Genomic DNA, 20,144 nt, shown 5'->3' with positions numbered 1-20,144 from the left:
GCCCAAAGGGGTGGCCGAGCGGGCAGACTCGGGGGATGCCGGACCGCCCCGACTATCCCGCGCTGATCGCCGGCCACGCCGCCGTGCTGCACATGGTCAACTCCGGCGCGGTGGGTCTTCCGGTCCTCGACCGCCTGCTGGCCGTGACCGAGCAGGCCGTCGGCGCCACCGGCGCGGCCTTCGTCGAGTACGGGCCGAACGGCGGGCGGATCGTCTCGGCGACCGGTGAGGCGGAGTGGGCCGTCGGCCGGCCGGTGGGCGGTTCCGCCGGGCCGGTGACCGGCACGGAGCCGCTTCCCGAGCTGGCCCGGCTGCTCGACGCGGACGGCCGGCGACACATCGTCTCCGCCCGCGCGGAGGTCGGCGGGGTCGCGGTCGGCAGCGTGCACGCGGTCCACCCCCGCACATCCGAGTCGGCCGACCCGCCCGGCCCCGAACACCAGGCGGTGCTGGCGTACGTCGCCTCGTGGGCCGCCCACCTCTACGGCGACCAGGCCGGGCTGCCGGTGCACGGCGACGGACCGGTCGTCGCCGCGCTCGCCGACGGGCTGGCGATCGTCGCCCGGGACGGCACCGTGCAGCTCTGGAACCCGGCGGCCGAGAAGGTGACCGGGTGGCCGGCGGCGGACCTGCTCGGTCGGCCCCTGCCGTTTCCGGTGCCGCCACCGGGCCAGGTCCTCGACCACCGGCTGCCCGACGGACGCTGGCTGAAGATCACCTCGGGGGACCTGCCCGGCCCGGTCGCGGCGCGGGTGGTCACCTTCCGGGAGGGCACCGACCAGCATCGCCGGGACCACGACCGGGACCTCTTCATGGCGGTCACCAGCCACGAACTGCGCACCCCGGTGACCGTGATCAAGGGGTACGCCGACACGCTCAGCACGCACTGGGCGTCGCTCAACGACTCCGACCGCCACCAGTCGGCCCGGCTGATCGGGCAGCGCGCCGGCGAACTGGCCCGGCTCGTCGACCGGCTGCTCTCCGCCGCCAACGTGGTGGGCCCGGTGGGCGACTCACCCCCGGTACCCTTCGACCTGGTCGAGGCCCTGCGCTCGGCGGCGGCCGACCTGCCGGCGGACCTGCGCCACCGGCTGGCCCTCCGGCTGCCGGAGAACCTTCCCAAGGCACTCGGCGACCGGGCCAGCCTGCCCACCGTGCTGACCGAGCTGATGACCAACGCGGGCAAGTACTCCCCGGCCGGCACGCCGGTGGAACTCACCGCCGAGGCGGACGACCGGACCGTGGCATTCCGGGTAGCCGACCGCGGAATCGGGGTACGTCCGGACCATGTGGAGCGCGCGTTCGAACGGTTCTGGCAGGGCGAGTCGGGCGACCGGCGTCGTTACCCGGGCGCCGGCCTGGGCCTCTACCTCGTACGCCGGATCGTCGAGCGACAGAATGGGTGGGTTTCGCTCCGCCCGCGCGAGGGCGGCGGTACGGTCGCAGAGGTGCGGCTTCCCCGAGGCTGAGCCCCCTGTGGCTGAGCCCTCTGGGGCTGAGCCCCCCGATGCGCTCCGGTGTTCTGCTGAGGAGGCACCAGCAGTGTCGATCGTCCTGACCGAACGTGCGTGGTCCGTGTCGGTGCCGCACGACGCCCGGGGCGCGCGCGACGCCCGGCACCGGCTCGCCGCCGAACTCCGTGACGTCGTCCCGCCGCCGCTGCTCGCCGAGGCGGTAGCGGTGGTGGGTGAACTCGTCGGCAACGCGGTCCGGCACGCCGAGCCGCTGCCCGGCCGGTCGGTCCGGGTCGCCTGGCGGCTGTGCTCCGACGCCTCCGCCGAGGCGGTCGAGGTGCGCGTGACCGACGGCGGCGCGTCCGCCGCACCCCGGGTTCGGGTCGTCGGCCCCGACGCGCCCGACGGTCGGGGCCTGTACATCGTCGCGGCGCTCGCCGCCCGGTGGGGCGTCGAACGCGACGGGCTGGGCCAGACCGTCTGGGCCGAGCTGCGCGCCGGCTGAGCGGCGCGGACCCCGATCTCGGCCGGGTCCGCGATGCGGGCGCACGGGACGGGCCGGATGCGCCTAGGCTGTCTCGCCGTGGGCAAGCGTCGAAAGAGTCACCGGTCCGCGGCAGCGGACGCGACCAGGGTCGAGAAGCGGCAGAAGGTACGGGACGTCTTCGTTCCCCGGCCCTTCGAGGGGCTCACGGACGAGGCGGAGTGGATCGCCCTCCGCGAACTCGTGCCGGCGGCCTCCGCCCCGCTGACGCTCCGCCCCGACCTCGCTGAGCGCTTCCCCGACCGTCCGGTCACCCTGGCCACCGTGCTGCCGATGGCCACCCCGGCGATCGCCCGGGCGGACGGGCGGGTCTTCATCGGCCTGCAACGGCACATCCAGTCCGGCGACGTCTCCCGGGACCTCGCCGAGGCGCTGCTCTGCGCGCTGGCGACCGAGCCCGGCCGTACGGTCTCCGTTCCGGCCCTGCCCGGTCCGGGGCCACGGCTGCCGGATGTCCTGGTCGACGGTCCGCTGGACGTCACGATGCACGACGGCTTCGAGTTCTGGCTGGCCCCGGGGGCGGACGAGGACCCCGGCGTCAAGGCCTCGCTGGAGCGGGCGAACGCCTCCATCTACCCGACCGTCCGGCTGGCCGCCGCACCCGCCGCCTACTGGTGCCGGGTGCCGGACCGCAGCCACGTCCGCTGGGTGCTCCCCGACGACGAGGACGCCGCGCTGGACGCGCTGGCCCGGCTCTCCGCCGCGGACGAGCTGCGGCTCGCCGAGGGTACGAAGTTCGCCGGCATGTTCCGGGCGCACGGCCGGCTCGTACCGGTCTGGGACCTGCCCCGGGAGGCGGGCGCCGAGGAGTGGGAGGGCCCGCTGGCCGATCTCACGAAGCGGTACGCCGCCGCGCTGGCCGAGCCGGGGGAGCTGGACGCCGCCGGCCGCCGGGCCAAGCAGGGGCTGCTCGGCCGCCAGCTCACGCTCCGCTGAGCCGACGGTGTCGGGCCGAGCCGGCGGGACGCCGCTGACCTGCCGGAACAGCCTACCCAACCGATGGGTTAACTGTCCGTAACCACCCGGCTGACCAGCGGATCTACCGGTCCGGGTTCCGACTCATCCGACGGGGCGGGTTGACTCACGCATCCGTACCCGCAGCTCACGCCGGTGCGGAGGGTGCCGCCGCCGGTCCCCACGGCCCGTCCGGCGGGCGGAGCGACTCCCGGTCGATCGGGCAGGACATGCAGCGGGGTCCGCCCCGACCCGAGCCGAGTTCGGCACCGGTGATGCGGACGACCTCGATGCCGGCCCGCTCCAGTTGCGCGTTGGTCTCGACGTTGCGCTCGTACGCGACGCAGAGCCGGGGCGCGAGGGCCAGCGTGTTGTTGCCGTCGTCCCACTGCTCGCGTTCGGCGGTGACCGGATCCAGGCCGGTGTCGATCACCCGGAGCAGGTCCAGGTCCATCGCGTCGGCCGCCGCCCGCAGGAACGGCGCCGGCCCGTCCAGCTGGAGTTCGCCGTCGGCCCCGGCGACCACGGTGTACGCCGAGAGCGTGTCGGCGATGTTCGGGTACATCAGCACCGCGTCGACATCGACCATGGTGCAGACGGTGTCCAGGTGCATCGTGGCGCGCTCCTGCGCGATCGGCACCACCAGGATCGTGTGCGCGAGGCCGGCCTCGAAGACCCGCCGGGCGAGGCGCTCGGCACCGGCCGGCGTGGTCCGCTCGCCGACCCCGACCGCCACCACCCCCGGCGCCAGCAGCAGCACGTCGCCCCCCTCCAGGTGCTCCAGCCCGGGGCCGTAGACGAACGAGGTGCCGCCGAACCGCGGGTGGTGACGGTAGATCGCGTTGGTCAGGCTGGTCTCCCGGCGCCGGGCCGGCATGGCCAGGCTGGTCACCGCGACGTGGTCGCCGATCCAGGTGGCGGAGTCCCGGGCGAAGAGCAGGTTGGGCAGCGGGTCGATGATGAACTCGTGCCGGTCCATCAGGCGGTGCACCAGGCCGCCGGGCCGGTCCCAGCCGACCCGCAGCTCCTCCCGGGCCAGCCCGGCGACCAGGACCCCGGCCAGCGCGGCCGGATCGAGGTACGTCAGGTGGTCGGCGACCCGGCGTCGCAGGGTGTCGCCGAGCCGGGGGTCGCTCAGCACCCGCTCGGTCAACTCGGTCCGCGCGTCGGCGACCGACAGCGTCTCGGCGAGCAGCGTTCCGATGTAAAGTACCTCGACGCCCCGCTCCCGCAACGCCGTGGCGAAGGCGTCGTGCTCCTCCTGCGCCCTGCCGACCCAGGGGATCGCGTCGAACAACAGCGAGTCGTTGTTGCGCGGCGTGAGTCGGGCGAGTTCCGGTCCGGGCCGATGCAGGATCACAGTGCCGAGCCGTCCGACCTCACTGTCCACGAAATGGGTCATCCTCGCAGCGTAGGGCAGCGGTTGGCGCCATCCGGGAAAAAAGGCTTCGGATGAATGGGGCATTCATCCATACTCACTCCGGTGCTGCAACTTGCAGAACCCCCCTTGTCACCACGTACCGTAGTGGAGACATAACTTCGAGGGACCTTTTGCCGGAGGTCACGATGACTGTCTTTGCTGAGCGATCAGCGGTACCCGCGAAACGCGCGCTACCCGCCTCCCCCAGCGCTCCACTGCCGACACTGGAGGCGGCACGGCCGGGCCCGATGGACTGGGCCCGTCGCCGCCGCGCCGAACGGGAGGCACGACGGATCGAAGCGGCCGGAGCCAGAGCGCTCAGCCAGCTCGACCACCTCGGTCCATCGTGGCACGTGGTGGACTGGCCGCGTACCGAATTAACCGAGTCGACGATGCTCGATCTCGACTACCAGTCCCGGGACGAACGCGCGGGTTTCCTGGCCATCGGCCCCAGCGGCCTCTTCGCGGTGACCGTCGCCGACCACGGCCGGTCCCGGGTGCTGATCGCCGGAGACGTCGTCCAGATCAACGGCCGGCGCCCGAGCTACGTGGCCGAGGCCCGCCGGGACGCCAAGCGGGCCAGCCGGGCGCTCTCCGCGGCCGTCGGCCACACCATCCCGGTCGCACCGGTGCTGACCTTCGTCGGTTCCGGCGTCATCAGCGTATACGGGCTGCCCAAGGACTGTCTGGTGGCGACGCACCGGGAGCTGGACCGGCTGCTGGTGGCCGGTGGCAACCGGATCAGTCCGGCCACCGCCGAAAAGCTTTCCCGGGTCGCCCAGGCGCCCTCCACCTGGCTGAACGCCCCCTATCGGTCCGCTGCCGACTACCGGTGGTACGAGGGCGGCCGAATGGCCGCTGACAAGCGGGCGAGTCACCGGTAGCGTCACGCCGACGCAAGCCACCCGGCGGCGGTCCCCGTCGCCGGGTGCGCCGGGGGGTCGCCACTTCGGGACGTACCGGCTAGCGTGGGATCTCCGGGTGAAGTGCATAGGAGGCGCGGTGGCCCACGTCGAACTCTCGCTCTCGGAGACGTTTGTGCCGCCAGCGACCTCGTCGCTGGAGCAGGGGTCCGACAGTTTCACCGCCGCCGACGGCCGGCACGAGGTAGACGGGCTGACCCGTTGGTCCGGCACGGTCGCCACGGCCGCGGAGCCGTGCCTGTTGATCGACGAGAAGACCATCATCTCCGCCGTCTCACCGATCTGCTGTGAGCTGCTCGGCCTCGGCACCCCCGCCGAGGCCGTCGGCCTGCCGCTGCTGGAGAGTTCGCTGCGGCTGCTCGACTTCACCGCCGCCCGGGGCGAGCTCACCGAGCAGGACGTGGAGAAGATCCCCCCACTGCTCGTGCTCCACTCGCGCCGGCTCGCCCGTGGCCTGCTGCGGGTGCAGCGGGGCGCGACGGACGAGACGGACATCACCGTCGACGCGGTCTCCACTCCGGTGCTGACCGGGCAGGACGTGGTCGGCGCGCTGACCTTCTTCGCCGAGGTCTGAGCGCCGCTTCCCGGCCCTGGCGCCGCCCCGCACATCCGGACGCCGATCCGATCTCCGGGCCGCTTCCCGACGCTCCGCGTTCCGCCCGTGCCGGGAATCACGCCCGGTCGGCGGACCGCCACGTTGGGCGGCCGGTCCCGGCACCGTAGGGTTCCCTCATGCTCGACGTCGCCCTGCTGCCCGAGGAGTACGCGGTGTGCCGGCTGCCCGCCGGTTCGCCGGTGCCTCCCGGCCTGCTCGGCGCTCCGGCGCAGTCCGGAGTCCTCTCCGTGACCTGGACCGCCGAGGAGATGTCGATCATCTGTCGTGCCGACCGGGTGCCGGCCGACGCGGTGGTCGAGACACCGTGGCGCTGCCTGCGGGTGGTCGGGCCGCTGCATCTCGCCCTGACCGGGATCCTCGCCTCCCTCGTGGTGCCCCTGGCCGAGGCGCGGGTCAACATCCTGGCCTTCTCGACGTACGACACGGACTATCTGCTGGTGCCGTCGGTCCGGCTCCCCGAGGCGCTCGCCACCCTTGTCCGGGCGGGACACCGGCTCGCCACCTGACGCCCGCTCGTCCGCGCCGACGCCCTACCATTGGCCGGACGATCCGCCGAACCATGACGGCACCCACCTATGCCCGAGGACCCGGCCGTGCCCCGTCCCCCCGCACCGTCGCCGCGCCGACCCCGATGGCGCGCGGGTCGGCCCCGCGCACCGCACCCCGCCGCCCGGCGTACCCGGCTCCTCGGGGTGCGGCTGCGCGGTCCGCTGGCCGGCTGCCTCGCGCTCGCCGGCTGCCTCGCGCTGACCGGCTGCGGCGTACCGCCCGAACTCGGCGCGGCCACCCCGACACCGAGTCGCCGTACGCCCAGCCCGACGGCGTCGCCGACCCCCACGCCCGGCGCGACGACCCCGGTTCCGACGCCCAGCCCGACCGCCGACGCCGGCACGACCGCGGTCGACTGCGCCGGACGGCCGAGCAAGGCACAGGTGACCGCCCTGCTGCGCCGCTCGGCCGGCCTGCCCGCCGGCGCCCGGGTCACCTTCGAGGTCGGGCCGCTCTGCGCGGCCGGCTGGCAGTACAGCATCGTCCAGGTGACCGGCCGGGACCCGTTGCAGGTGGTGTCGCGCGGGCCGGCCGACGCCCTGAAGCTGGTCACCGCCGGCAACGACGTCTGCGCGATTCCGGTCCGGATCGAGGCACCGCCGGCGATCCGGGCCGCCGCGTGTGACGGCGGCCCGCTCGGCACCACCGGTTTGTAGGCTGGGTGCCATGCCCGGAACACCGCCCACCCGCTTCGTCTACCTGGGTCCCGAGGGGACCTTCGCCGAGCAGGCACTGCGGACCATTCCCGCCGCCGAGCGGGGTGAGCGCACGCCGGCCCGGAGCGTCCCGGAGGCCCTCGACGCCGTACGGACCGGGGACGCCGACGCGGCTCTGGTGCCGCTGGAGAACTCCGTCGGCGGTGCCGTGGCGGTGACCCTCGACGAGATGGTCGACGGCGAGCCCCTGGTGATCACGCGCGAGGTGGTGCTGCCGGTCGAGTTCGTGCTCGCCGCCCCCGCCGGACGGACGCTGGCCGGGATACGTACCGTGGCGGCGCATCCGCAGGCGTCGACCCAGTGCCGGCGCTGGCTGCGCGACCACCTGCCCGACGCGGTCGTGGTGGACGTGCTGTCCAACGCCGCCGCCGCGGCCGCCGTCCTCGACGGGCAGCAGGACGCCGCGATCTGTGCGCCGTTCAGCGCCGGCCGGCACCGGCTCACCGTACTGGCGGACAAGATCGCCGACCACGACGACGCGGTCACCCGGTTCGTCCTGTTGAGCCGGCCCGGCCCGCCGCCGCCGAGCACCGGCGACGACCTGACCTCGTTGGCCGTCTACATCAGCCACGACCGGGTCGGCGCGCTGCTCGCGGTGCTGATGGAGCTGGCGGTACGCGGGGTCAACCTGACCCGCATCGAGTCCCGCCCGACCGGCGAGGCGCTCGGCCGGTACGCCTTTTTTCTGGACTGCACCGGGCACGTCGCCGACGACCGGGTGGGTGAGGCGTTGCAGGGGCTGCGTCGGATCTGCGCCGACGTCCGCTTCCTCGGGTCGTACCCCCGGCATCGGTGGAGCGCGGGCGCCGGGCGCCCGGTGCCGGCGCCGGCCGGGCTCTCCGACGGCGACTACGCCGACGCGGCGGCCTGGCTGTCCCGGCTGCGGGCCGGCGAACTCGCCTGACCACCGGCCGGCCCGGCGGGGCGCCCGCTCGGCGCCCCCGGGTCAGTCGAGCAGCCCGCCGAGCAGACCGCCGCTGCTGCCGCTCTGCTGCTGGCCGCTGCCCATCAGTGGCGGCTCCTCCGAGGGCTGCACGACCACGAAGCCCTGGCCGGCGAAGCTCATCGTGAACGCCTCCCCGGTGCGGCGGCCCAGCAGCGTGCCGAGGCCCATCTGCTCGGCCCGGTGGTAGCCGGTCTGCAGGCTCGCCGACCAGCAGACGGCCGCCTGCGGGTCCACGTACGTCGGCTGGTCGACGTTGAGCACCACCGGGGTGCCCTTGGTGGTGACGGCGATCCGGCCGTATCCGGTGAACACGCAGTTGAACAGGCCGGACGAGGACATCATGCCGGCCCCGCCGACCATCTTGATGTCGTACTGGAGGGTGGAGTCGAAGGCGAGCACGCTGGAACCGTTGATCGACAGCGCGTCCCCCGGCTCCAGGTCGATGAGGTGCACGTCGGAGGCGAGGTCGGCGAGGAAGACGTCACCCCGGCCGGTCACCCGCATCAGCGGTACGCCCTCGCCGGTGAGCTTCTGCTTGAGGAACTTGCCGACGCCGCCCGAGCCCAGCGCCTGGAACTGCACCTGTCCCTGGTAGGCGACCATCGACCCGACCCGGGCCATCGCCTCGCCGTTGAGCTCGATCTTCAACATCTTGGAGTTCTGCAGCCGCATCCCGGGCTGGTCGGACTCCTTCTCCAGGTTGTCGGCGGAAAACAGGGCGCTGCGCATCGGGTCCTCCTGTCGGTGTAACTGATCACCGAGGATAGGAGGCGCCGGCAAGGGCAGATCGCCGATCCGGGTACTCCGGGGCCCGGCTGACCAGGCGCGCCCCGCCCCGGGCCGCCGCAGGGGTGGCGGCGACGCCGGGGCGGGTCTGTGCCCGGGGAGGGTTACGGGCCGCTGTTCGCGGCCCGCCAACTCGGGTACCTCCCCGACGGGGGCGGGGTTGCCGGAGATGCCCCGTGCCCCCGAGCGCCGAGCGCCCGCCGGACCAGGTCGGTTTCCCGAACCCAGCCGATGAAACGCGCGTGCAGTTCGGCCGGCGTGACCCCGGGGTTCGGGTTCAGCGCGTGCAGGTCCCCGGCCGCGTCGTACAGGGCCAGCCCGAGGTAGAGGAAGAGGCTCAACGGCTCCAGCCGGAACTCCTCCACCAGCGCCAGCCGCGCCGCCGGACACGGCCAGGGCAGCTCGCAGGCGCGGCACGTCCACAACGGGCGGCGGGGCACGTGTGGCCGGCCCGCATCGTCGAGCGTGGCGGCGTCCCGTAACACGAGGACGCCCATCACCGACCGGAGCCGGCCCGGTGCGCCTGCCCCCGGGTGAGCCGGAACGTCCCGGTGGCGGCGTCCCAGCCCGGCCGCTGGTTGCGCGGCCGGGGCCGAGGCGGCGGGGTCGGCGGGTCGGGCACGACCGCTGCCCAGGGCATCGGGGATGCGGGAACCGGGGCCGCCGCGACCGCCGGATGCGGCGCCTGGGGATACGGCATCGGCACCTGCGGCGCGGCGTCCGGGCACGTCCACCGGAATCCGCACCAACAGCGCAGCCACAGGTACCGCCAGTGCCGTCGATGTCTTCGCACGCGATCACCTCACAGACCGTCGGATGTGGAACGGGGACCGCCCCTGCTCGCCCCGGATCCACCGGGAAGGACGGCCCCCGCTGACGGGAGCGGCCCGCGAGGGGTTCGGGTTCGTCCCGGCGAGGCCGGTTACCGCTCCTCCGTCGATATCCACCCTGGACGACGGGACCCGCGTAACGGAATATTGACCGCAGGGAGTACGTAGGGAAAAAAGAGCCGAAATCCTTAGTCGGAGGTAGTACGTGAGCGAGTTACGCGAAATCCTCAGGCAACAGCGAGCCAAGCGCAGGTGGAGTCAAGAACAGGCCGGGGCGGCGATCAATGTGAGCGCATCATTGATCGCCGCGATCGAGACCGAGCGCATCATCCCGCAGGACGACACTGCTCGCGCCCTTGACGAACTGTTCGGGACCGGCGATCAGATCCAGCGTGCCACGGAGGCAGCCCGAGAGGACGCACGGCCGCCGTGGCTTCGTCCCTGGACGGACCACGAGCACCGGGCTGTCCTGCTACGAACGTGGGAACCCCACCTGATCCCCGGGCTGCTTCAGACCGATGCGTATACCCGGGCCGTTCTGCGCGGTAGCCGGCTACCGGTCAAGGCAGTCGAGAAGACAACCCAGGTTCGGCAAGACCGCCAAGCCGCCACTGTCGACGGACCAGAGCCGCCAATGTTGTCGGCCATCATCGGTGAGGCCGCGCTCAATTGTGGACCGCCCGAGGTTTTGAAGGGGCAGCTACAACACCTCTTGGAGATGACTGATCTTCCGCACGTGCAAGTCCTGGTGGTGCCATGGACCGCCGGCCTCCATGCTGGCCTCTCGGGGGCGTTCGTCATAGCCACCCTTCCGCAGCGCGGGCGGGCCGGTTACGTGGATGACCAGCTACGAGGGCGGCTCGTAACTGAGGCGGGAGATCTGGACCAGTTGGAAGTATCGTGGGAGATTGTCACCGGCCTAGCGCTGCCGGTGCACCTGTCGAGAGAACTCATAGCAGGACGGATCAAAGATCATGACTGACCTGCCGCCAGTCTGGCGGAAAAGCAGCCGTAGCAGCGGTAACCAGGGCAACTGCGTCGAGGTTGCCGACAACCTTCCCGGCCGCGTACTGGTCCGGGACAGCAAGGATCCGCACGGCCCGCACCTGACGTTCGCGCCGGCCGCCTTCCGCTCGTTCGTCAGCCTGGCGAAGCGGCACGGCTGACCCCGGCCCGCGCTTCCCGCGCGGCCATGCGGTCGATCACCCGGCCGAGCGGGTGGCCCCGTCCGCAGGGCGACGGCCCCCGGCCCTGCCCGGAAGTCCGTCGAGAGACCTGATCGTGAAGGCGGTGCGACCATGACTGAGTCCCACTGGCGCAAGAGCGGCCGTAGCGGCACCAACCAGGGCAACTGCGTCGAGGTTGCCGACAACCTTCCCGGCCGCGTACTGGTCCGGGACAGCAAGGACCCGCAGGGGCCGCACCTGACGTTCGCGCCGGCCGCCTTCCGCTCGTTCGTCACCCTGGCGAAGCGGCCCGGCTGACCCCGGCCCGCGCTTTCCGCGCGGCCAGGCGATCGATCACGGGACCGAGCCGACGACCCGCCCGCTGGGCGGCTGCGCGGCCTTGCTACCCGAGCGTGTACATGCGTTAGGGGAGCTGCGGCGTAAGCAAGCACTCGAGGAAGGTGGTGAGGACCTGCCGGTGGTCGTCGGCGCGCCAGACCACGGCCAACTCGGCCGGCGTTAGACCGGTCACCGGCCGGCATTCGATGCCGGGCCGCCGGTAGAGGCCGACGTTGCCCTCGGCCAGCAGCGCCACGCCCAGGTCCGAGGTGACCGCCTCGAACACCTCGTCCGGCGAGGCCGCCTCGCCGCCAAGGACCGTCTCCCGCCCGAAGCGGGCGTCCGTGGCGAGCCAGAAGTCGCGCAGCGGCCCAGCCGCAGCCGGCAGGGCGATAAACGGCTCCGCGAGCAGGTCGGCGAAGTCGATCTCGGTACGGTCGCTGAGCCGGTGGCCTGGGGACAGGGCCACCCACCGCCGCTCGCGGGCCAGGACACGGGTACACAGCCCGTCACCCGGCACCGGCAGCCACACGAAGGCGACGTCGCTGGTGCCGTCGGCCAGCCCGGCGGTTGGTTCCTCCCAGCCGACCAGCCGCATCGAGACCGTCCAGTTCTTGGCCACCTCGCGGAACCTCCGCAGGGCTGGCCGTTGCAGGTCGCGTCCGACGGCGGTCTGCATGCCCACCGTGAAGACTTGCCGGTCGGCCAGGGCCCGAGCGGCTTCGAGCCCGCGGGTGACCACGGCGATGGCCTCGCGGGCGGCGGGCAGAAGCGCCTCGCCCCCGGGTGTCAGCCGTACTCCGCGGGTTTCACGAGCGAACAGGAGAAACCCGAGCCGTCTCTCCAGGGCCCGGATCTGCTTGGACAGTGCCGGTTGGGATACGAACAGCCGCTCGGCCGCCCGGGTGAAGTGCAACTCCTCGGCGACCGCTACGAAGTAGCGCAGCTCCCGCAGGTGTGCGTCCATAACCCATGGCTATCACAGCCGGTTTCGCTCCTCCGAACCCTGGCGCCGTACCCCATAACCACCGGTTATCGCGACAGGTCTTGGCGCGTACCACGCCGACGTGGCGAGACTGGCAGCCAACGCGGATCACAACGGAGGAGAGCAATGTCCGAAGTAACCGGGCGGACGTCGAGGCGTGGCCTGTTGGTGGCCGGTGCCGCCGGCATCTCCATGGCCGGCCTCGCCATGGGATCGGCCAGAGCGAATACCCAACATCCACCAGGGCCGGGGCGTGGCCCGGCAAACCCGAACGGCCGGTTCGCCGACAAGGTTGTGCTGATCACGGGTGCTACCTCCGGCATCGGCAAGGCCACGGCGTACGCGATGGCGCGCGAAGGCGCGCACGTATTCTTCTGTGGTCGCCGAGTCGACCTGGGCCAACGCAATCAGCGTGAGATCCGGGACTTCGGCGGCGAAGCCACGTTCATGCGGGCAGATGTCCGTCGGGAGCGGGACGTCGCCACGTTCGTCGACGCGTGCGTACGCCGGTACGGGCGCATCGACATCGCCTTCAACAACGCGGGTGTGGAGACGCCCCGCCCGGCGCCGCTGCACGAGCAGTCGATCGAGGTGTTTGAGGACGTGTGGCGGACCAATGCCGCTGGTGTCTTCCTCGCCATGAAATACGAACTACCGCACATGCTGCGGCAGGGCGGCGGAATCATCATCAACACCGCCTCGATCTCGTCCGAGGTCGGCTTCGCCACGATCGCGCCGTACAACGCGAGCAAGCACGCGGTCGCGTCGCTGACCAAGGTGGCCGCGCTGGAGTACGCCGACCGGAACATCCGGGTCAACGCGCTGGCGCCCGGTGCGGTCGACACCCCGATGCTCGAGCGTGCCGCGGCCGGGTTCGGCGTGACATACGAGCAGATCGCCCAGGACTACCCGATAAAGCGCATCGTCAATCCGGACGAGATCGCCCGAGTCGTGATGTGGCTGGCCTCCGACGACGCCACCGCCGTGATCGGGACAGACATCGACGCCTCGGGCGGGTACCTCACCGGCTGATACTCCAGCCGGGGATTGTGAATCATGGCTCGATGAGGGCTTGTCGGGCGTAGTGGCTGTGCATGGCTCGTGTATCCAACACTCTCAGGCCCACCCGAGGTCGTGTAGGCGCTCGTCGTCGATGCCGAAGTGGTGGGCGATCTCGTGTACGACGGTGATGGCGATCTCGTCGACGACGTCGTCCTCGGTGTCGCAGATCCGCAGGATCGGATGGCGGTAGATCAGGATCCGGTCCGGCAGGACGCCGCCGTAGTCCCAGCCGCGGCTGGTCAGCGCGTAGCCCTCGTAGAGGCCGAGCAGCTCCGGCTCGCCCCTGGGTGACTCGTCCTCGACCAGGATCACCACGTTGCTCATCAGACCGAGGAGTTCCTCCGGCACCTCGTCGAGAGCCTCACCGACCAGTTCCTCGAAACGCTCGCGGCTCATCTCGACCGGCACGCGACCCATTGTGCCGTATCGGCCGGGGTCGGGCGCCGACGTCGAAGATCGCGATGATCAGGGAGCTGTTAGCACGACACGCCGACGACACGCCGGAGTGGCTCCCTGATCACCGCGATCTTGGAAGGGCTGGGGGTTATGGGTGGGTCAGGAGGAGAGGCGGGTGGTGAGGGAGATCTCGGCGCCGGGGGAGAGCAGGCGGGAGATCGGGCAGTTGGCCTTCGCCCCCTCGGCCAGCTTGCCGAACTCGGCCTCGTCGATGCCGGGCACGTTCCCGACGGTCTCAAGGTCGATCCGGGTCACCGTGGGGCCCGCGTCGGTCTTGTCGAGATGCACCTTCGCCGTGGTGTCGACCGAGGTCGAGGTGTAACCGGCGTCGGCGAGCGCCTTGGAGAACGCCATCGAGAAGCAGCCGGCGTGCGCCGCCGCGATGAGCTCCTCCGGGTTGGTGCCCTCGCCCTCCTCGAAGCGGGACTTGAACGAGTAGTTCCCCTGCAGACCACCCTTGCCGGTGCTGATCGTGCCGGAACCGTCGGTGAGATTGCCCTGCCAGATGGCGGATGCGGTGCGGATAGGCATGGTCACGACGCTAGCTCAAACCATCCGGCGGCGCGACGATCCAGCCGACGAGAGGGTCGCGGAAGCACCGGCGGGCGGCGGAGCGGCGGGTCGGGGCGGGCCGGCCGCTGTGTCATCATCGGCACAGCACCCCGCCGTGGAAGGGTCAGCCATGTCCCACGACTTTCCGATACCCCGGCAGGACAGTCGGCAGGACGGGCCGGCCGGCGAGGACGACCCGACCGCCGCGACGACCCCGGACGGAATCGCCGGCACCACACCCGACGGTGCCGCCGTCGTGGCCTGGGGCGGCGCCGACCACGACGGCCGCCGGACGCCCCCGGCGCTGGCCCGCCTCGGTAGGGACGGCCGGCTCGTGGTGGTGGTCGCGGCCCTCGGCGCGCTGGCCGCCTTCGCCGCGATGGCCGACGAGTGGGCGATCACCACGCTCCCGCCCGGGATCACCTCCTCCGAGACCCCGGTGCAGGTGGCGGACGGGCTCGCCCAGATGAGCACCTTCGGCACCGGATACCTGCTCGGCATCCTCGGCCTGCTCGGCTGCCTCGGGCTGGTCTTCTTCGGCTCCGTCCCGGTCCGGCACAACCTGCGGATCCTCGGCCTCGCCCTGGCGGTCGGGGTGCTCGGCGTACTGGCCACCGCGACGCTCTCCCTCGACGCGCTCAGCGACCGCTGGCGGATGTACGGCGAGGTGGACGGCCTCCGCGTCGACTACGGCCGGGGCCTGATCCTGGCGTACCTCGGCACCGCCGGCCTGGGCCTGGCGTTGCTGCTCGCCGGCCGGTTCGTACCGCGCCGTCCCGGCCCCGGCCCAGCAGCCGGCGGACCGGCGGGGTCGACCGACCCGGCGGCCGCCGCCGAGGAGCCCGACTGGCCCTGGCGGCGGCCCCGCGCCGCGACCACGCTGCCGGACCCGGACGACGACGGCGACGACCGGCCCCCGCCGATCGACCTGACCGTCACGCCGACCCGGCCCTTCACCCCGCCGGAGCGCTGACCCCGCGCCCGGCTGTAAGGAAGGGCCCCCGGTTATCGCTTCTTGTATAGGAAGGGCCCCCTCCTTACACCCCTCCCGGGCCAGCGGCAGGGGGCGTATCTGGATATACCTTCGGCAGCCGCCCCGGTAGGCTCGGTCCCCGTGATTGACCTGCGCCTGCTCCGCGACGATCCGGACGCCGTACGTGCCAGCCAGCGGGCCCGGGGCGAGGCCGAGTCCGCCGTCGACGCCCTGCTCCGGGCCGACGAGGAGCGCCGGGCGGCGGTCCAGCGCTTCGAGGCGCTGCGGGCCGAGCAGAAGCAGCTCGGCAAGCGGATGCCGAAGGCCGACCCGGCCGAGCGGGCCGAGCTGCTGGGCCGTACCAAGGAACTCTCCACCGAGGTGAAGGCGGCCGAGACGGCGGTCGGCGAGGCCGAGACGGCGCTGCGCCGCGCCCAGTACGCGATCCCGAACGTGGTTGAGGAGGGCGCGCCCCCCGGCGGCGAGGACGACTACGTGGTGCTGCGCGAGGTGGGCGCGAAGCCGGAGATCGCCAACCCGCGCGACCACCTGGAGCTGGGCGAGGCGCTGCGGGCGATCGACACCGAGCGCGGGGCGAAGGTCTCGGGCAGCCGGTTCTACTACCTCACCGGGGTCGGCGCCCTGCTCCAGCTCGGCCTGCTCCAGCTCGCCATCGCCCAGGCCGTCGAGTACGGCTTCATCCCGGCGATCACCCCGACCCTGGTGAAGCCGGAGTCGATGGAGGGCACCGGCTTCCTCGGCGCGCACGCCAGCGAGGTCTACAAGCTGGAGGCCGACGACCTGTTCCTGGTCGGCACCAGCGAGGTGGCGCTGGCCGGGTACCACGCGCAGGAGATCCTCGACCTCGCCGAACCGGTCCGGTACGCCGGCTGGTCGTCCTGCTTCCGCCGCGAGGCCGGGTCGTACGGCCGGGACACCCGGGGCATCATGCGGGTGCACCAGTTCGACAAGGTCGAGATGTTCTCCTACTGCCGTCCCGAGGAGGCGCACGCCGAGCACCTGCGCCTGCTGGCCTGGGAGGAGGAGATGCTGGCCAAGGTCGAGCTGCCGTACCGGGTGATCGACGTGGCCGCCGGCGACCTCGGCAGCAGCGCCGCCCGCAAGTACGACTGCGAGGCCTGGGTCCCGTCGCAGGGCCGCTACCGCGAGGTCACCTCCACCTCCAACTGCACCACCTTCCAGGCGCGCCGGCTGAACGTGCGCTACCGGGACGAGCAGGGCCGCCCGCAGACCGCGGCGACGCTCAACGGCACCCTCGCCACCACCCGCTGGCTGGTGCCGATCCTGGAGAACCACCAGCAGCCGGACGGCTCGGTACGGGTGCCGAAGGCCCTCCAGCCGTACCTCGGCGGGCGGGATCTGCTCGAACCGAGCTGACCCCCAGAGGTGAGGACCACTTCACGCAGAAGTCATGGTTCGGCAGCGAAAGGTGAGATACGGTTGCTCCCCCGCCACCGCCAGCCGATCCGCTAGAAGCGGATCCGCCCAGGTCATCGCCGGGTGCGGCGGGTGGCGGGCGAAGGGAGAGCCGCATGCCCCGACCCGGACTGCCGAAGCTGATCGCGACCGACCTCGACGGCACGCTGGTGCGTAGCGACGAAACCGTGTCGGCGTACACCCACGAGGTCCTGGACCGGGTCCGGGCCGCCGGCATCCCGGTGGTGGGCGCCACCGGGCGCGGGCCTCGGCTGGCGGAACTGACCCGCAACGACATCCGGGCCGCCGACTTCCTCGTGATGGCCGGCGGCGGCCGGGTCGTCGACCAGACCGACCCGGCCGGCCCGGTGGTGCTGCTCGACGAGCGGCTTTCCGGCGGGAAGCTGGCCGAGTTGCTGCTCGCGGTCGAGGCCGAGGTCGGGCCGCTCACCGTGATGGTCGAGGCGTTGGACAGCCCGAATGCTCCGCTCTGGGGCGACTTCGACCTGACTTGGCCCTATCCCGACCGGTTCGAGGCGCGTGCCCGGTTGGAATGCCTGAACACCGACGTGATCAAGGCGTTCGCCCGGACCCCCGACCACGACGTGGACACGCTGCTCGACACCGCCCGCCGGGTGGTGCCGCCGGAGGTGGCTTCGATCACCCAGGCCGGGCTCGGCTTCATCGAGATCTGCCCGCCCGGGGTGGACAAGGCGACCGGCCTGGCGGTGGTGGCCCAGGTGCTCGGCGTGGACCCGGCCGAGGTGCTGGTCTTCGGGGACATGCCCAACGACCTGCCGATGTTCGAGTGGGCCGGTTGGGGCCGGGTCGCCGTCTCCAACGCGCACCCCCTCGTCCGGCGGGCCGCCGACGAGATCACCCTGCGCAACGACGACGACGGGGTAGCGATCTACCTCGATCGACTACTCTCCCGTTGATGCGGCAACTACCCCGGCTGGTGGCGACCGACCTCGACGGCACCCTGCTCCGTTCCGACCGGACGCTCAGCGCGCGTACCGCCGAGGTGATCTCGCGGATCTCCGCCGGGGGCACCCAGGTCGTGCTGGTCACCGGCCGTCCGATCCGCTGGCTCAACCAGGTGTACGACCAGCTCGCCGCGCCGATGCCGGCGATCTGCGCCAACGGGGCGGTGGTGTACGACCCGACGACCGACCAGGTGCTCCGGGCCGACCCGCTCGCCCCGGAACTGCTCGCCGAGGTCGTCCGGCGGCTCCGCGCCGAGGTGCCCGGGGTGGCCTTCGCGGTGGAGGTCACCGACGGGCGGGAGCTGTGGCACGAGTCGGCGTACGCGCTGAGCTGGGACCGTAGCGATCCGGGGCTGCGGGCCGTGGAGAGCCCGGAGGAGCTGGTCGGCACGCCCGCGGTGAAGCTGCTGGCCCGGGCCGGCGCCCAGGACCCGGACGCCTTCGTGAAGGTGGTGACGGGCGCGCTGGCCGGGCTCGCCGAGGCGACCCACTCGTCGTACAGCGGGCTGGTCGAGATCTCCGCGGCCGGGGTGACCAAGGCGGCGGGGCTGGCCTGGTACTGCGCCCAGCACGGGTTGACCGCGCAGGACACGGTGGCCTTCGGTGACATGCCGAACGACCTGCCGATGCTGACCTGGGTCGGCCGGGCGGTCGCGGTGGCCAACGCGCACCCGGCCGTGCTGGAGATCGCCGACGAGGTGACGTCGGACAACGACTCCGACGGCGTCGCGGCGTACCTGGAGGCGTTGTTCGGCTTGGACCGGGCCGAGGGCTTGGACCGGGCCGTGGGCTCGGGCGGGGCCGAGCCGGGCCCCGCCGCCTGACCCGTCAGCGGGTCAGAGGTACTGACCGGGGCTGGGGCCCTCACCCGGCTGGTTTCCAGCGCCGGGCACCAGGCCGGCGGCGCCGCCCGGACCCATCGGCAGCGCCGGACGGCCACCGGAACGCATCTGCTCCAGCTGCATCCGCGCGGCCATCTGCTGCGCCACCAGCGCGGCCTGGATGCCGTGGAACAGGCCCTCCAGCCAGCCGACGAGCTGGGCGTGGGCGATCCGCAGCTCACCCTCGCTCGGCGCGGCGTCCTCGCTGAACGGCAGCGACAGCCGCTCCAACTCGTCGCGGAGCTCCGGGGCGAGGCCGTCCTCCAGCTCGACGATCGACCGCTGGTGGATCTCCCGCAACCGGGTACGGCTGGCGTCGTCCAGGGGCGCGGACTTCACCTCCTCCAGCAGCTGCTTGATCATGCTGCCGATCCGCATCACCTTGGCCGGCTGCTCGATCAGCCGCGCCGGGTCCTCCCCCGCCGACTCGCCGTCGGGCCGGACGGTGCCCACCGGACGGCCGTCCGGGCCGACCACCAGCACCGCACCCGGACGGTTGCCCGGTTCGGTCGACTCGTTCTGCTCTTCCCCGGAACCTGCCACCTCGGTCATGCCCCCATCTTCGCGCAGTCGCCGCCCTGCGCGCTCGGCGGGGACACCGACGCCCCGTCTCCGCCCCCCGGGGGCCTGCCGGCCGGCACGTACCGGGCGGTAGCCTCAGCCATGCCCGCCGATCCGCCCACCCTCTCCACCCCCGCCGCCGGGCCCCGACCCGCTGTCCCGAACCCGGACCCGAGAGCCGTGCTCAGCCGTCCGGCGCCGGCCCCGGACGCCCGGATCCGGTACGGCGACCATCCGGAGCAGGTCGCCGACCTGCGGTTTCCCACCGGGTACGACGGGGCGCCGCGGCCCCTGGTCGCGGTCGTGCACGGCGGCTTCTGGCGGGCCGAGTACGACCGCGGGCACACCGGTCCGCTCGCCGCCGACCTGGCCGCGCGGGGCTTCCCGGTGGCGCAACTGGAGTACCGCCGGACCGGGCAGCCCGGCGGGGGTTGGCCCGGCACCTTCGACGACGTCGCGGCGGGCCTGGCCGCACTGCCCACGCTCGCCCGGGCGGCGTTCCCGCCCGGCCGGGTGGCACCGGGTCCACCGGTCCTGCTCGGCCACTCCGCCGGCGGGCACCTGGCGCTCTGGTACGCGGCGAAAGCGCCGGCCGAGGTGCGCGGGGTACTCGCCCTCGCCCCGGTCACCGATCTCGGCGAGGCGTACCGGCTGGACCTGGACGGTGGCGCGGTGGCCGCGCTCCTCGGCGGCGGCCCGGCGGAGCTGCCCGAGCGGTACGCGGCGGCGGATCCGGGCCGGACGACGGCCCCGGGAGTCCGCACGGTGGTCGTGCACGGCGCGCTGGACCGGCACGTACCGCCGGAGATGAGCGCCGGCTACGTGGCGGCGGCCCGGCGCCGGGGCGCGGACGTACGGCTGGTCGAACTGCCGGACTGTGAGCATTTCGGCGTCATCGATCCACATTTCCCCAGTTGGGAGTCGGTGATAGCCGCATTACATTCGCTCGTCAGATGATCATCTTGCATTGACGCGGCGTCGCACACCCGGTAGAACGCCGGAGGGGCT

The 20,144-nt window shown here is 72.5% G+C and carries 25 protein-coding genes; 17 read left to right on the top strand and 8 right to left on the bottom strand.

Features of this window, described 5'->3' with window-relative positions; translation table 11 throughout:
* Nucleotides 1–35 precede the first annotated feature (35 nt).
* The 3 genes from ACQEUR_RS06895 (at nucleotide 36) to ACQEUR_RS06885 (ending at nucleotide 2,934) form a co-directional block, all read left to right on the top strand.
* Nucleotides 36–1,469, top strand: coding sequence for an ATP-binding protein (locus ACQEUR_RS06895; protein ID WP_433027053.1), 1,434 nt, complete (start codon nucleotides 36–38; stop codon nucleotides 1,467–1,469).
* A 73-nt stretch (nucleotides 1,470–1,542) separates the two neighbouring features.
* Nucleotides 1,543–1,959, top strand: coding sequence for an ATP-binding protein (locus ACQEUR_RS06890; RefSeq protein WP_433027050.1), 417 nt, complete (start codon nucleotides 1,543–1,545; stop codon nucleotides 1,957–1,959).
* Nucleotides 1,960–1,992: 33 nt separating this feature from the next.
* On the top strand, nucleotides 1,993–2,934 hold the full coding sequence (locus ACQEUR_RS06885) for a DUF5926 family protein (protein WP_433027047.1): 942 nt from the start codon (nucleotides 1,993–1,995) through the stop codon (nucleotides 2,932–2,934).
* A 166-nt stretch (nucleotides 2,935–3,100) separates the two neighbouring features.
* Here the strand turns inward: ACQEUR_RS06885 and ACQEUR_RS06880 are convergent, their stop codons facing one another.
* On the bottom strand, nucleotides 3,101–4,354 hold the full coding sequence (locus tag ACQEUR_RS06880; RefSeq protein WP_433027044.1) for an arginine deiminase: 1,254 nt from the start codon (nucleotides 4,352–4,354) through the stop codon (nucleotides 3,101–3,103).
* Nucleotides 4,355–4,518: 164 nt separating this feature from the next.
* Here ACQEUR_RS06880 and ACQEUR_RS06875 point away from each other — a divergent pair, with 164 nt between their 5' ends.
* The 5 genes from ACQEUR_RS06875 (at nucleotide 4,519) to pheA (ending at nucleotide 8,080) form a co-directional block, all read left to right on the top strand.
* Nucleotides 4,519–5,256: a hypothetical protein gene (locus ACQEUR_RS06875; RefSeq protein WP_433027041.1), complete on the top strand. Its 738-nt coding sequence runs from the start codon at nucleotides 4,519–4,521 to the stop codon at nucleotides 5,254–5,256.
* Nucleotides 5,257–5,374: 118 nt separating this feature from the next.
* A complete protein-coding gene (locus ACQEUR_RS06870; RefSeq protein WP_433027038.1) occupies nucleotides 5,375–5,869 on the top strand; it encodes a hypothetical protein in 495 nt (164 codons plus the stop codon).
* A 158-nt stretch (nucleotides 5,870–6,027) separates the two neighbouring features.
* A complete protein-coding gene (locus ACQEUR_RS06865) occupies nucleotides 6,028–6,417 on the top strand; it encodes an ACT domain-containing protein (RefSeq protein ID WP_433027035.1) in 390 nt (129 codons plus the stop codon).
* A gap of 87 nt (nucleotides 6,418–6,504) precedes the next feature.
* Nucleotides 6,505–7,116 (top strand): hypothetical protein, encoded by a 612-nt coding sequence (locus tag ACQEUR_RS06860; protein WP_433027033.1) that lies wholly within the window; start codon nucleotides 6,505–6,507, stop codon nucleotides 7,114–7,116.
* Nucleotides 7,117–7,126: 10 nt separating this feature from the next.
* Nucleotides 7,127–8,080 carry a prephenate dehydratase gene (gene pheA / locus ACQEUR_RS06855; RefSeq protein ID WP_433027030.1) on the top strand — a complete coding sequence of 318 codons (954 nt, stop codon included), beginning with the start codon at nucleotides 7,127–7,129 and terminating at the stop codon, nucleotides 8,078–8,080.
* 42 nt (nucleotides 8,081–8,122) lie between these two features.
* Here pheA and ACQEUR_RS06850 read toward each other — a convergent pair whose 3' ends face one another.
* From ACQEUR_RS06850 to ACQEUR_RS06840, 3 genes are all read right to left on the bottom strand, one after another.
* A complete protein-coding gene (locus tag ACQEUR_RS06850) occupies nucleotides 8,123–8,851 on the bottom strand; it encodes an AIM24 family protein (RefSeq protein WP_433027027.1) in 729 nt (242 codons plus the stop codon).
* 161 nt (nucleotides 8,852–9,012) lie between these two features.
* Nucleotides 9,013–9,405 (bottom strand): hypothetical protein, encoded by a 393-nt coding sequence (locus ACQEUR_RS06845; RefSeq protein WP_433027774.1) that lies wholly within the window; start codon nucleotides 9,403–9,405, stop codon nucleotides 9,013–9,015.
* The gene (locus ACQEUR_RS06840; protein ID WP_433027024.1) at nucleotides 9,405–9,608 is read right to left on the bottom strand and encodes a hypothetical protein; all 204 of its coding nucleotides are present in this window, start codon (nucleotides 9,606–9,608) and stop codon (nucleotides 9,405–9,407) included. Before ACQEUR_RS06840 ends, ACQEUR_RS06845 begins: the two co-directional genes overlap by 1 nt.
* 335 nt (nucleotides 9,609–9,943) lie before the next feature.
* On the opposite strand from ACQEUR_RS06840, the gene ACQEUR_RS06835 reads away from it, so the two are divergent.
* From ACQEUR_RS06835 to ACQEUR_RS06825, 3 genes are all read left to right on the top strand, one after another.
* Entirely contained in the window at nucleotides 9,944–10,720 is a 777-nt protein-coding gene (locus ACQEUR_RS06835; RefSeq protein WP_433027021.1) for a helix-turn-helix domain-containing protein, read from the top strand.
* The gene (locus tag ACQEUR_RS06830; protein ID WP_433027018.1) at nucleotides 10,713–10,904 is read left to right on the top strand and encodes a DUF397 domain-containing protein; all 192 of its coding nucleotides are present in this window, start codon (nucleotides 10,713–10,715) and stop codon (nucleotides 10,902–10,904) included. The genes ACQEUR_RS06835 and ACQEUR_RS06830 overlap by 8 nt, the downstream gene beginning before the upstream one ends.
* A gap of 132 nt (nucleotides 10,905–11,036) precedes the next feature.
* The gene (locus ACQEUR_RS06825; RefSeq protein ID WP_433027015.1) at nucleotides 11,037–11,222 is read left to right on the top strand and encodes a DUF397 domain-containing protein; all 186 of its coding nucleotides are present in this window, start codon (nucleotides 11,037–11,039) and stop codon (nucleotides 11,220–11,222) included.
* A 106-nt stretch (nucleotides 11,223–11,328) separates the two neighbouring features.
* Here the strand turns inward: ACQEUR_RS06825 and ACQEUR_RS06820 are convergent, their stop codons facing one another.
* Entirely contained in the window at nucleotides 11,329–12,210 is an 882-nt protein-coding gene (locus ACQEUR_RS06820) for a LysR family transcriptional regulator (RefSeq protein WP_433027012.1), read from the bottom strand.
* Nucleotides 12,211–12,396: 186 nt separating this feature from the next.
* Between ACQEUR_RS06820 and ACQEUR_RS06815 the strand changes: the two genes are divergently transcribed.
* Entirely contained in the window at nucleotides 12,397–13,260 is an 864-nt protein-coding gene (locus ACQEUR_RS06815) for an SDR family NAD(P)-dependent oxidoreductase (RefSeq protein ID WP_433027009.1), read from the top strand.
* A gap of 84 nt (nucleotides 13,261–13,344) precedes the next feature.
* On the opposite strand, the gene ACQEUR_RS06810 is transcribed toward ACQEUR_RS06815, so the two are convergent.
* Nucleotides 13,345–13,707 carry a metallopeptidase family protein gene (locus ACQEUR_RS06810; protein WP_433027006.1) on the bottom strand — a complete coding sequence of 121 codons (363 nt, stop codon included), beginning with the start codon at nucleotides 13,705–13,707 and terminating at the stop codon, nucleotides 13,345–13,347.
* A gap of 138 nt (nucleotides 13,708–13,845) precedes the next feature.
* Nucleotides 13,846–14,277, bottom strand: coding sequence for an OsmC family protein (locus ACQEUR_RS06805; RefSeq protein WP_433027003.1), 432 nt, complete (start codon nucleotides 14,275–14,277; stop codon nucleotides 13,846–13,848).
* A 151-nt stretch (nucleotides 14,278–14,428) separates the two neighbouring features.
* On the opposite strand from ACQEUR_RS06805, the gene ACQEUR_RS06800 reads away from it, so the two are divergent.
* The 4 genes from ACQEUR_RS06800 to ACQEUR_RS06785 all read left to right on the top strand — a co-directional run bounded on the left by ACQEUR_RS06800 (nucleotide 14,429) and on the right by ACQEUR_RS06785 (nucleotide 18,518).
* Nucleotides 14,429–15,271 (top strand): hypothetical protein, encoded by an 843-nt coding sequence (locus ACQEUR_RS06800; protein WP_433027000.1) that lies wholly within the window; start codon nucleotides 14,429–14,431, stop codon nucleotides 15,269–15,271.
* Between the two features lie 141 nt (nucleotides 15,272–15,412).
* Nucleotides 15,413–16,669 carry a serine--tRNA ligase gene (gene serS / locus ACQEUR_RS06795; protein WP_433026997.1) on the top strand — a complete coding sequence of 419 codons (1,257 nt, stop codon included), beginning with the start codon at nucleotides 15,413–15,415 and terminating at the stop codon, nucleotides 16,667–16,669.
* Between the two features lie 155 nt (nucleotides 16,670–16,824).
* A complete protein-coding gene (locus tag ACQEUR_RS06790; protein WP_433026994.1) occupies nucleotides 16,825–17,646 on the top strand; it encodes an HAD family hydrolase in 822 nt (273 codons plus the stop codon).
* Nucleotides 17,646–18,518 (top strand): HAD family hydrolase, encoded by an 873-nt coding sequence (locus ACQEUR_RS06785; RefSeq protein ID WP_433026991.1) that lies wholly within the window; start codon nucleotides 17,646–17,648, stop codon nucleotides 18,516–18,518. The genes ACQEUR_RS06790 and ACQEUR_RS06785 overlap by 1 nt, the downstream gene beginning before the upstream one ends.
* Before the next feature lie 12 nt (nucleotides 18,519–18,530).
* Here ACQEUR_RS06785 and ACQEUR_RS06780 read toward each other — a convergent pair whose 3' ends face one another.
* Complete coding sequence (locus ACQEUR_RS06780; protein ID WP_433026988.1) at nucleotides 18,531–19,127, bottom strand: bacterial proteasome activator family protein; 597 nt, start codon at nucleotides 19,125–19,127, stop codon at nucleotides 18,531–18,533.
* A 111-nt stretch (nucleotides 19,128–19,238) separates the two neighbouring features.
* On the opposite strand from ACQEUR_RS06780, the gene ACQEUR_RS06775 reads away from it, so the two are divergent.
* The gene (locus ACQEUR_RS06775) at nucleotides 19,239–20,093 is read left to right on the top strand and encodes an alpha/beta hydrolase family protein (RefSeq protein WP_433026985.1); all 855 of its coding nucleotides are present in this window, start codon (nucleotides 19,239–19,241) and stop codon (nucleotides 20,091–20,093) included.
* Nucleotides 20,094–20,144: the final 51 nt, after the last annotated feature.

It is taken from the genome of Plantactinospora sp. CA-290183 (assembly GCF_050936375.1).
In the GTDB taxonomy this organism is placed as follows: domain Bacteria; phylum Actinomycetota; class Actinomycetes; order Mycobacteriales; family Micromonosporaceae; genus Plantactinospora.
Note: the sequence above shows the minus strand (reverse complement) of the source record. Positions and strands in the feature narration are given on the sequence as shown.